We start from the raw sequence: 11,817 nt of genomic DNA, 5'->3' as shown, positions 1-11,817 counted from the left end.
AAGTTGGACCAAATCAATTGGTAAAACTTAGGGGGTTTTTATTATGAAGTTAAAATTAGAAGATAAACTAAAGATTATAAAACTATATAAAACTGGTAAGAGTAGCAAACAAATTGCCGAAATTTTTAATGTAAATATGCGTACAATTCAGTTTATAAAGCATTTGTACAACCTCCACGGATTAGAAATATTTACAGAAAGAAATAAACGACGAAACTTCAGTCCTAGTTTTAAATTAGAAATTATTAAGCAAGTATTAAATGGCAAATCAATCCGCTCTTTGGAAGCAAAACTATTAATTAATTCTGGAATAATTAATTCATGAGTGAAAAAATTTAAATTATTTGGGTATAATGGTCTTATAAATAAAAAGAAAGGTAAAATGCCAATGACCATGCCAAAGAATAATAACCCAAAACAAGATAAAACATTATCTAGAATTAAAGAACTCGAAGAAAGAAATGCCCAGCTTGAAATGGAGGTAGACCTCTTAAAAAAATTGAGAGCCTTGGTTCAACAAAGGACAGAGCAACCAAACAAGAAAAAGCAAAAGTAATATTTGAATCAAGGCATAAATATAAATTAAAATTAATGCTAGACTTTTTCCAATTAGCAAAGTCAACATACTTTTATATTGTTCAAAGTTTTTCAAAAAATGATAAAGATTTTGATTTAAAACAAGTAATAACGAATATTTTTAATGAGAATAAATCCCGTTATGGATATCGAAGAATTTGTTTAGAACTAAGAAATAGAGGTTATATTATTAACCATAAAAGGGTTAAAAGATTGATGAAATTACTTAATTTATTTGGTTTACAGCCAAAATCAAAATATAAATCATATAAAGGTGAAATTGGAAAAATTTGTAATAACTTACTCCTTACAAGGATTGTTGACAAAAAGAATCATAATACTTATTACGAACGAAATTTCAAAACCACAAAATTGAATCAAACTTGAAGCACTGATGTTTCTGAATTCAAAATAGCAAGTGGAAAACTATATTTATCACCAATTATAGATGTACATAACCGCGAAGTTGTTTCATACACAATTTCAAAAAGTCCTAATTTTGAACAAGTGAATCAAATGCTAAATAAAGCTTTTAAAAAGTATAAAAATCTTAATGGTTTAATTTTGCATTCTGACCAGGGATGGCAATATCAAATGAAACAATATCGTGACAAATTAAGTAAAAGAGGTATTAAACAAAGTATGTCGCGAAAGGGAAATTGCTATGATAATTGTGTTATTGAAATATTTTTTGGAACCATGAAAAACGAAATGTTTTATGGTCATGAAAAAGAATTCAAAACTCTAGAAGACTTAGAAAAAGCGATGTGCAAGTATATAAATTATTACAACAAAAAACGAATTATCACAAAATTAAAAGGACTGACACCTTTAGGATATAGGCATCAATCCTTAAATTAATTTTAGTCCAATTTTATGGGTTCACTATATTTGCTGCATATCCAATACCAATTCCAATATATCTACCAATTGGTCCTACAAATCAGAATCCAAAGAAGACGCTAATGCCTACGGTAAATAACGGAACTACTACGATTGCTAAAGCTTCTGGTGTATATTGTTTGAGTAATTTTTCAATATAGAATGCTAAAGCAATGATTAATAACACTGGGAAAATTTGGGCTTGGTAACCTATGAATTTTCATTGGAAAAATTCAGGTAACTTAGGGAACAAGGCAAAAGCCCCCTCAACAGCTTCTTTATTTGATGAACTTCATCCATTAACAAGGGCTGGTGAAATCATTGTTAGACCAATTGCTAACCCTAAGAATGGATTTCCTCCAAATTTTTTCATTGCAGTATATCCTACAAAAGCAGGTAAACCACCAAGAATAGCACCCCCAATTAAATCAAAAAAGTTTTTAGCTGCTGTTGCAGAAGTACCAGAAGCAACTGTTGAAATAAATGAAGATAATGCTAATGAAATACCACCTGCAATAAAGACTGGGATTAATGGTACGAAGATTTCAGAAAATGATCTAACAAGTCATCTGATTAATAAAAAGGCATTGCTTTTAAATGATAATTCTTTGTTTCAAAGAACTTGTTTTCTAGCTTGTGTCGTTGTTTGGGTTTTTGTATCTGATAAATAGTTTCTTAAGTTATCAATTACTTTATTTACAGTTCCAGGACCATAAATAACTTGCAATTGATCACCGTCACGAGAAGCTCCTTTTGCAAGTGCGACTTTTGAAAGTGTTTTCATGTCGATTTTAGAATCGTCATGCACATACACTCTAAGCCTTGTGGCACAGTTAAAATATTCTTTAATATTTTCTTTACCACCTAATGCTTCGGTAACTTCTTTTGAGACATTGTCTCAATCAAATTTTTGCATATTATTCCTTTCGTTTTAGTAATAAATTGATTTAAAAACAAATATTATTAAAACAAAAATAATAATTAAGTTTTAAATCTGTACATATTATATATTATTATTATTATTATTATTATTATTATTATTATTATTGTTTTTTTCGTATTTTTTCCACAACCCTTGAGGATTTGTATAATTTTAATTAATTTAGAGAGTGAATATTAAAGTACTAAAAAATTTGACTAAGCAACTTGATACTAACTTTTGAACAACATACTTATATTATAAATTACTAATTTAAAGCCTATTAATTCCAAATATAAAATGCCTAAAAATTTTCTTATACTTCTAAAAACCATAATATCAATATTTTTTAAAGAAATGTTTACATATTTAAAAAATAGTGTATAATATATGCATATTTGGAACAGTACTCAAGAGGCTGAAGAGGCGGTCCTGCTAAGACTGTAGGGGAGGCAACTCCCGCGGAGGTTCAAATCCTCTCTGTTCCGCCATTTATTTTAAAAATATAATTAAATTTTAGATATTTAGAAAGACAAATAATAATATTTCCTTTTTTATTGATATATATATATATATATATATCAATAAAAATAATTACTTCTTATAACTTTATATTACTTTACTCAAATTCATTTTTATTTTTCCTTTATTTATTAATCAATAACCTTTTATAAATTTTCTCATTATAATAATACCTTTCTAATTTCTAAATTTAATCCTAAATCATTTGTATAGTTTATTTTTATGTTTACTAAAAAACACTTATGCAGCGCATAAGTGTTTTATTCACTATTTAGATTGGTTTAATTTATTAAATTTTATTGCTTTTTGGACAAATTTATTTTTAGAAGCATTTTCCATAGATAAAGCTTCTAGAATTGGAATACCAACAATATCATTATTAATAATACCAACCGAAATACCTGAACGACCTTCTAAAAGAAAATCAACTGCTTTTTGACCAAGCAATGAAGCTAAGATTCTTTCTTGAGCACTAGGAGTTCCACCTCTTTGAATATGGTTTAGAGGATTGCTGCGAGTATCTCATCCAGTTGTTTCTTGCACTAATTTTTCTAATGCTTTAATATCATAACATTTTTCTGAAACAACAATTATGATACTACGCCTGTTAGGTTGCTTTGTTAATTCAAGAGCACTTGCTGCAATTTGCTCTGGAGTTAATTTATATTGGTTTGAGGCAATAATTTCAGCACCAGTAGCTAAACCAGAGTAAAGAGCTAAATCACCGCAACCATTACCCATTACTTCAACAATCATAATTCTTTGGTGACTTTTAGCAGTATCCCTAATTTTATCGATTGCATCAACAATTGTATTTAAAGCTGTATCATAACCAATTGTATAATCAGTGGCGGCAATATCATTATCAATAGTCCCAGGTAAGCCAATTGTTTTTACTCCCGCTTCATGAAGTAATTGAGCACCTCGGTAACTTCCATCACCACCAATAACAACTAAGGCCTCAATTCCTAAGCTTTTTAGATTATTAATAGCAACTTCTCTTACTTGTGGATCTTTAAATTCAGGAAAACGAGCTGAGTAAATGCAAGTTCCCCCTTGGTTAATATAAGCATCAAGATCTACTGTATCTGCAGGCACTATATTATTGTTATATAAACCTTTATACCCTTCATACACTAAGTATGCATCTAAATTATTTGCTTTAGCATGCTTCGCAATTGCTCTAACGGCATTATTCATTCCTGGGGCATCACCACCAGAAGTTAAAATAGCAATTTTTTTCATATTTCTCCTTTTAATTATTTAATTGCATCAATTAAGTTTTTAAGTAAACAAACTACTGTCATAGGACCAACCCCACCAGGTACTGGTGTTATGGCTGATACTTTATCTTTAACTGATTCAAAATCTACATCACCATGTAACTCTTTTGTTAATTTATTATCTAAATTAATGCCAATATCAATAACCACTGCACCTTCTTTAATATTTTCGGCTTTGATATACTTAGCAACACCAATGGCCACTATGACAACATCGCCAGATTCAACACCTTTAATGCCGGTTTTTTCATTAAATGTAGCTACATCTACACCATATTTCTTAATTAAATGGGCAATTGGTTTGCCTACTAGGTGCGAGCGCCCCACAACACAAACCTTAACATCTTTTTTGTAATTAATGTTGTAATGATCCATTATTTCCATAACGGCACGGGCCGTTGCTGGAACAAAGCATTTCTCTTCTTTACGGTTGTATAGTTTAAATTCGTTACGAGTTGATAAACCATCAACATCTTTTTCAAATGGAATTGAATCCAAAATAACTTGGGTTGGGATATGTTTAGGCAAGGGCAATTGTACAATTACACCATCTGATTCTAAATTAATTAAATCGAGTTTTTTCAAAAGAGAATTTTGTGTAATTTTTTCATCAAACTTATGCAATCTTCCTTCAACTCCGACTTCTTCACATTTTTTTAATTTAGCATTAATATATTTATTAGAAGCTTCATTATCACCAACTTGAACTATCGATAAAATTGGGCGGCGGGGGAAATTTAAAGATTCTAGTTCTTGTTTAATTTTTTCAGTTTCTAGCTTTGCTAATTCTTTACCACTTAATATTTGCATTTTAATTCCTCCATATATTTATTTAGTTCACTAGTGTATTTATCTAATTTTAAACGTTCTGCTTCGACTTTCTCTGGCGGAGCTGATTGCACAAATCTTTGATTTGCTAAAATGTTTTGCGATCTTTTTACCTCAGATTCAAGATATTTAATTTTTTCAATTAATTCTAGTTTATTTTTGTTTTTTAATTCACTTGATTGCTTAATAAATAAACTTTCTTTATTAATTGAAATTAAATAATCCTCGTTCTGGGTTAATTTTGCATTAGCCATACGGTTAATAATCTCAATTCACTTAGGCTCAATTTTCCCAGAATATCAATATTCTAAAAGATCTTTTTTAGAAATTTGCATATCATCGCGGTATTTTCTTAATGCAGTAACTAGTTCAATAACTTCATCTATGCTACTAACAAAATCATAAGAGCGAAGCATTGGCATTTTTTGTTCCAATAATTCAGCATGGTATATTTCTGAATATAAACAGTCAGTTATAAATGGTAAAAAGGGATGTAAAACAATTAAGGTTTTACTCAAGATGTTAAGAGCTACATATTTATTTTGAGTTGACTTTAAAAACTCAATATATCAGCTGCTTAAGTAGTTAAAAATAAATTTGTAAATTTCAGAACCAATGATTGCAAATTCATATTGTTTAATTAATTTTGTAATTTTCTTAGATAAATTGGCTAATTTATCTAAGATTCAATAATCATATGGTGTTTTTTCTTTAGATGGATTATCTGGTAAACTTTGAATATAATTAGCAATATTTCAAAGTTTATTATTAAGTCTTCAAGCACTTTCAACTTTTTGAGTTGAAAATCTAATATCCATTCCTGGAGAGGTATTTGTTAATAAAAACCAACGCAATGAATCTGATCCATATTGATCAATTAAACCCATAGGATCCACACCATTATTTAATGATTTAGACATTTTTTGCCCTTTTTCATCCCGAATTAAACCATGGAATAATAATTCCTTAAATGGTTTTTGTTTCATAAACTCAAGACCCATAAAGTACATTCGAGCAACTCAAAAGAAAATAATGTCATAACCTGTCACTAATAAACTAGTCGGGTAATATCTTTTAAGCATTTTGGTATTATTTGGCCAACCCATAAATGTAAATGGTGCAATGCCTGAAGAAAACCAAGTATCTAAAACATCTTCATCTTGTTTTCAACCTTCACCTGGACTACCAACTTGAACTTTAATTTGATTTTCTTTATACCAGGCAGGAATACGATGGCCTCATCAAATTTGGCGTGAAATGTTTCAATCATGGATTTTATCCATTCATTGTTGCATTGTGTGTTTTAAGCGTTTTGGATAAAACTTGACTTGGTCCTTTGATTTCATATTTTTAATAATTAAATCTTTTAAATCATCCATTTTAACAAATCATTGAGGTAAAACTAAAATTTCAGTAACACTTTTACTACGATCAGAAATTGAGACATTTGAAGTTACTTCTTCTTTTTTAAAAATAAAGTTATGCTCTTCTAAATATTTAGCAATTTCTGTGCGGGCTTGAAATCTCTCTAACCCATGAAATTTAGTATTTGGATAATTAATAAATCCATTTTTATCAATTGATTCAATAATTTCTAATCCTAATTTTTGAATAATTTCGATATCCGCATCAGCATGTGCAGAAAGTTTCATTAACCCTGTTCCAAAATCTGGATCAACATATTCATCTTCTATAATTGGTAAAACTTTCTGCGTTAATGGATGAACAACATGAAGGTTTTTATATTTTTTGTATTTTTGATCCATTGGGTTATAAACAATTGCAATATCACTAAGTAAAGTTTCAGGACGCACTGTTGCAACTATTAAATCCTCGTTAGTTTCAAAAACCTTATACTTAATATAGTACATAATCTGAGTGGTTGGCTCATTAATTACTTCAATGTTTGATATTGCAGTTTGTAACTGAATATCCCAGTGCACAGCTTTAACTCCCCGGTAAATATAACCTTTTTCATATAGTTTAATAAATACACTTTGCACAGCATTACTAGCATCTTTATCTAAAGTAAAACGTTCATTTTCATAATCTAATGCAAGGCCAACCCTGGCTCATTGTTTTCTAAATAAATTGGCATATTCGTCTTTCCATGCTCAAACTTGTTCTAAAAACTTTTCTCGACCTAAATCGTGGCGAGTTTGCCCCGTTTGTTTATAAATCACATCTTCCACTTTAGATTGTGTTGCAATCCCAGCGTGATCCATACCGGGAATCCACATTACATCGTAACCTTTTAATTTTTTATACCTTATAATTGTATCTGGAATATATACATCTAGTGCATGACCTAAATGCAATTTACCGGTCACATTAGGTGGTGGTAATAAAATTGTAAATGGTTTTAATTTTTTATTATGAGTAATAAAATATTTTTTATCTCTTCATTTTTTTTCAATATCTTTTTCAACTTCTAAATGATTATAATTTTTGTTCATAACTTCTAGATAACCTCCAAATATGTAAATATATAAAATAATATTAAAATTATACCAAATAAGCCATTTTTTAGAAATGTAAAACTTACTATATTCTAATAATTTTCAGGTATAATGTAATTATGATTACAAAATACAAAAATGGAGATATTGTTATAGCGAAAATAAAAAAAATAACTTATAAAAATATAACCTTGCAAACCAAACAAGGTACCACTTACAAAATAAACTATAATGAAGTTTCAGATTATCCAAACAAAAATTTATTTACATTTTTTTCAGTAGGAGATACTATTAATTTCGTACACTTAAACTGTACAATAGACAAAAAAAAGAACCAAATTTGTTATGGTAGTTTTAAACGTAACCACCCCAACGAATCAAAAGCTAAAATAAATTCCAAATTGCAAAAAACACCCGGTGGCTTTAAGGCATTGTCAAACTACAATCAATTAATCATTAATAAATATAAAAAGCAAAAGAGAACATAAATAATGGGCAAAATAAATATTAAAGGATATGATATAGATACTCAAGCATATTTTGAACAAAACAAAGAAATAATACAAAAAATTAAGTCTCTAAATTTTAAAGGTTCAGAATATTTAAATTTTGATGATATAGCTGTTAATTATTCAATTAATGGAATCAACTCCATTATTAAATTTTGTAACAATATTTATAATAATGGTGTTAAGCACTTAATAGTTTTTGCTTCACATATAACCCGAAACTTAATTAAAAGCACAATAAGTTTTATCTTAGGTAAAAATAACTACACAAACCAAAAACGAATTATGCTGCATTTTATCAATGGTCAAGATCAACTGTATGTAATTAAACAAAAATTAGATAAATATTTTGATCAAGACGAAAACAACAATATAGCAATTTGCTTTGCGGATGGTTTTTATGATTTATCAGAGCAAAAAAATAAAGATATCGTAAATATCCTCATGTCAAAATTTAGCGAAAGATCAAGTCATTTTCTAATTGATAAATTAATTTACTTCTTAGGCAAAAAAGAATGACTAAGTCATTTAAAAAATCATAAAATCCCTAATAAAAATATTCGTGCAATATCATCTGATTTAAATCATTCTTTTTACTTTTTTAATGATCTTACCTTAACTTTACTAGCAACCCAAGGCATTAACATTAAAAAATTAGTTGCAGGGTATTCTAAGAATCAACATATTATTTATGAATATGATTTAACCATTAATTTAGCTTTAAAATTGGCATGGTTTTTAACTAATTTTAATTTAAGTCATAAAGAATTTGTTAAACTAAATTTATTTATCTCATATGATAAAAATCTTGATCAAAGTGCTAAATCAATAATGAACTTTTTTAAACCAATTTTAGAACCTTGTAAAGTATTCTGTGATTATTTAACTTTCCCATCAGATATTTCAAAAATTGGCCAAGCTATGTTAACTAGTAAATTGTCAAAGGGAATTATCTATTTAAAACTAAATCAAAATAATTTAGATTTTCAAGGCACTACTGATGTTCAGTATGATGATTTATTAAATTATGAACAAGATCATACATTAAATCATTTAAAAAATATAAGTCATCAAGTGTTTAATAATTATTTACTTTCATATAATAACACCACCACTAGTATTGACATTGAGTTTGCAAAACAAAATGAAGAAGCATATGGAGAATTTATCCAAATCATGTATTGAACCAGAATTTTTTTCGGAATTATTAATGATTTAAATCCTTTTGAGATTAATTAAGTAATTTTGATTTATACATCTTTAAATATGTTAAAATTTAATATACTATGTTGCTATTAAATGGCGTAGACTTAACACGCATCTCACGGTTCAATAATAAATCAATTCGATTTGCAAAACGTATTTTATCAAAGATAGAATTTGAAAAATTTCAAAACTTAAAAGACCCATCCGAGCAAGCTTTATTTTTAGCAAGATCCTGGGCTATTAAAGAAGCTATCTTTAAAGCTGATAATCAATATTTTGAATTTTCTAAAATAGAACTGTTAAAAAATAATAATAGTTGAACATTTCGAGATTTTACCATTTCAATTAGCCATGAGGGTGATTGATTAATAGCATTTGTTGTTAAAATTAAAAATTAAAAGGAGTTTTATGACTATAATTCCAAAGTTAAAAATGGTTTTATTTGCTATACCATGATTTTTTAGATTTCTTTCAATTAGAAGGTTAGCTAAAAAGTATATTAAAACACCAGATTTTGTACCTGGTTATGATAGATATAATAAATTAGCCAGATTGGCAAAGAAAGCCTTGAAACTTTATAATATTGATGTAAATGTTAAAGGTATTGATAATTTACCTAAGACAGGACCTGTATTGATTGTGCCAAATCATAAATCATATACTGATGTTTTAGCATTGCTGGTGGCTTTAGAAAAAGAGGCCCACCTTGAAAATATTGACCAGCGTATACCCACATTTGTTGCTAAAAATGAATTAGATAAATCTCTTACTACTAAACATGCTTTAAAACTATTAGATACATTCTTGTTAGATCCTAATGATTTTCGTAACAGCCTTAAGACCTTAAATGCTTTTGGTGATTATATCCGTGAAAAGAAAACTTTTGGAATTATTTTCCCTGAAGCACACCGTATCAAGACTCCTGAGCTAGGCGACTTTAGAGCAGGAGCATTTAAAATTGCAGTTCAAAAATTCTTGCCGATTGTCCCTGTTGCAATTAACGGAGCATTAGATTCTTTTAATAGTTCAAAGACTTCAAGAAGTAAAGTTACACTAACATTTTTACCATTAATTAAAGCAAGAGATATTATTGGTCAAGAACCACAAGCTATTGCACAACGTGTTAAAAACCTTATTACAGCTGAAATAAACAAACAAAATGAAAAAAATTAAAACTATAGATTATTCTTCAGACTACCACTTTAAAATTAAGGAAGTGTTCGATGGTCCTTTAGATTTACTTTTAGATCTAATTAAAGATAAAAAAATCGATATTATGAATATCGATTTAATTGAATTAGCAACTCAATATATCGCTATTATTAATCAAATCAAAGAGCAAGAAATTGATATAGCTGCCGATTATTTATTAATGGCTTCAACAATGATTAACCTAAAAGCAAAAATGTTGCTTCAAGATCCTGAAGTTATTTTAGAAGTTGAAGAAGAAAAGAAGGTCTTTTTACAAGAATTAATTGAATATCAACAATTTAAAGATATTCAATTAGCCTTAAAAACTTTTCAAGAAAATCGGAATAATATTTATATTAAACCACCAAGTGATATTGTTAACTTTATTTTAGATAATGACCAAAGTAAACTTGATGGACATTCTAGTCCAATGACACTAATTACAACATTGCGGCGTATGTTTGAAAGAGTTTATGCAAAAGAATTAAGAAAAACAAAATTAGAAAAAGTTAATGTTACACCAGCTGAAATGTTTCCTTTTATTAGGGGATTGTTAGATCAAAAAGAACGTGTTGAATTCGAAGAAATATTTAAACAACCCTCAATCCAACACTTTCTAATTACCTTAATCGCTCTATTAGATTTAGCCAGAAGACAATACTTAGTAATTCACCAAGACAAACAATTTGATATTATATACATAACACGGGGAGAATATTATAATGAAAAATAAAATTTTAGAGTCACTTTTGTATATTCAAGGAGATGCTGGCTTAACTTTAGAACAAGTGAAATTAGTTTTTAATCTTAATAACGTAATAGAAGCTAAAAAAGTTATGCAAGATTTTCATAAAGCTTATAATTCAGAAGATCGTGGACTAAAGGTTGTTGTTTATGATGAAATTTACAAATTAGCAACGCGTGAATCAGTCAAAGATTATGTTTCAAAATTAGTTACTATCGTACGCCCTAATAAATTATCAAATGCAGCAATTGAAGTTGCTGGAATTATTGCCTATAAGCAGCCAATTACTAAATCTCAAATTACAAAAATACGTGGCGGTGCTTCATCAGACCAAATTATTAATAATTTAGTCCAAAAAGGAGTAGTAGAAGAAGTTGGAGTTTCACCAACTCCAGGAAAACCAATTTTATATGGTGTAACTAGTAAATTTTACGATCACTTTCGTTTAACTTCTTTAAGAGATTTGCCTAAAATGGATGATTTTAATTATATTGATGCTAGCGAAAGTGAAAATAATAATTTCGATTTATTCTCAAGCCAAAGAGAAGATAATTAAAATAATAGATATAGAAATTACAATTTCACAAATAAAATCATATACAAGATAATATAGTGAACCCCCCCTAAGTTACCCCAAATTAATTGGTAAAACTTAGGTGGTTCACTATTTTTCTCTATTCATCTTTATTTTTATGAT

12 protein-coding genes and 1 tRNA gene are annotated in these 11,817 nt (G+C 28.3%); 9 read left to right on the top strand and 4 right to left on the bottom strand.

Annotation, left to right across the window (positions count from 1 at the left end; all coding sequences use genetic code 4):
* The first annotated feature begins 43 nt into the window (after positions 1–43).
* The gene (locus AC0B4N_RS02560) at positions 44–556 is read left to right on the top strand and encodes a transposase (RefSeq protein WP_465101968.1); all 513 of its coding nucleotides are present in this window, start codon (positions 44–46) and stop codon (positions 554–556) included.
* Positions 499–1,437, top strand: coding sequence for an IS3 family transposase (locus AC0B4N_RS02555; RefSeq protein ID WP_465102558.1), 939 nt, complete (start codon positions 499–501; stop codon positions 1,435–1,437). Before AC0B4N_RS02560 ends, AC0B4N_RS02555 begins: the two co-directional genes overlap by 58 nt.
* 13 nt (positions 1,438–1,450) lie before the next feature.
* Here the strand turns inward: AC0B4N_RS02555 and AC0B4N_RS02550 are convergent, their stop codons facing one another.
* Entirely contained in the window at positions 1,451–2,374 is a 924-nt protein-coding gene (locus tag AC0B4N_RS02550; RefSeq protein WP_465102298.1) for a PTS transporter subunit EIIC, read from the bottom strand.
* Positions 2,375–2,777: 403 nt separating this feature from the next.
* Between AC0B4N_RS02550 and AC0B4N_RS02545 the strand changes: the two genes are divergently transcribed.
* A tRNA-Ser gene (locus AC0B4N_RS02545) sits at positions 2,778–2,868 on the top strand.
* A gap of 298 nt (positions 2,869–3,166) precedes the next feature.
* On the opposite strand, the gene pfkA is transcribed toward AC0B4N_RS02545, so the two are convergent.
* From pfkA to AC0B4N_RS02530, 3 genes are read right to left on the bottom strand one after another with little or no spacing between them, the layout of a single operon-like run.
* Positions 3,167–4,144, bottom strand: coding sequence for a 6-phosphofructokinase (pfkA, locus tag AC0B4N_RS02540; RefSeq protein ID WP_465102297.1), 978 nt, complete (start codon positions 4,142–4,144; stop codon positions 3,167–3,169).
* A gap of 14 nt (positions 4,145–4,158) precedes the next feature.
* Positions 4,159–4,992, bottom strand: a complete 834-nt coding sequence (locus AC0B4N_RS02535; protein ID WP_465101479.1) for a bifunctional 5,10-methylenetetrahydrofolate dehydrogenase/5,10-methenyltetrahydrofolate cyclohydrolase — start codon at positions 4,990–4,992, stop codon at positions 4,159–4,161.
* A complete protein-coding gene (locus AC0B4N_RS02530; protein WP_465102296.1) occupies positions 4,980–7,466 on the bottom strand; it encodes a valine--tRNA ligase in 2,487 nt (828 codons plus the stop codon). Before AC0B4N_RS02530 ends, AC0B4N_RS02535 begins: the two co-directional genes overlap by 13 nt.
* 122 nt (positions 7,467–7,588) lie before the next feature.
* Here AC0B4N_RS02530 and AC0B4N_RS02525 point away from each other — a divergent pair, with 122 nt between their 5' ends.
* From AC0B4N_RS02525 to scpB, 6 genes are read left to right on the top strand one after another with little or no spacing between them, the layout of a single operon-like run.
* Positions 7,589–7,957, top strand: coding sequence for a hypothetical protein (locus tag AC0B4N_RS02525; RefSeq protein WP_465102295.1), 369 nt, complete (start codon positions 7,589–7,591; stop codon positions 7,955–7,957).
* Between the two features lie 3 nt (positions 7,958–7,960).
* Positions 7,961–9,217: a hypothetical protein gene (locus tag AC0B4N_RS02520; RefSeq protein WP_465102294.1), complete on the top strand. Its 1,257-nt coding sequence runs from the start codon at positions 7,961–7,963 to the stop codon at positions 9,215–9,217.
* 47 nt (positions 9,218–9,264) lie between these two features.
* Positions 9,265–9,582, top strand: a complete 318-nt coding sequence (locus AC0B4N_RS02515) for a 4'-phosphopantetheinyl transferase superfamily protein (protein WP_465102293.1) — start codon at positions 9,265–9,267, stop codon at positions 9,580–9,582.
* A gap of 10 nt (positions 9,583–9,592) precedes the next feature.
* Complete coding sequence (locus AC0B4N_RS02510; RefSeq protein ID WP_465102292.1) at positions 9,593–10,357, top strand: lysophospholipid acyltransferase family protein; 765 nt, start codon at positions 9,593–9,595, stop codon at positions 10,355–10,357.
* The gene (locus AC0B4N_RS02505; RefSeq protein ID WP_465102291.1) at positions 10,344–11,108 is read left to right on the top strand and encodes a segregation/condensation protein A; all 765 of its coding nucleotides are present in this window, start codon (positions 10,344–10,346) and stop codon (positions 11,106–11,108) included. Before AC0B4N_RS02510 ends, AC0B4N_RS02505 begins: the two co-directional genes overlap by 14 nt.
* A complete protein-coding gene (gene scpB, locus AC0B4N_RS02500; protein ID WP_465101472.1) occupies positions 11,098–11,676 on the top strand; it encodes an SMC-Scp complex subunit ScpB in 579 nt (192 codons plus the stop codon). Before AC0B4N_RS02505 ends, scpB begins: the two co-directional genes overlap by 11 nt.
* Positions 11,677–11,817 lie beyond the last annotated feature (141 nt).

This window comes from Mycoplasma sp. 13536 (assembly GCF_055523495.1).
Note: the sequence above shows the minus strand (reverse complement) of the source record. Positions and strands in the feature narration are given on the sequence as shown.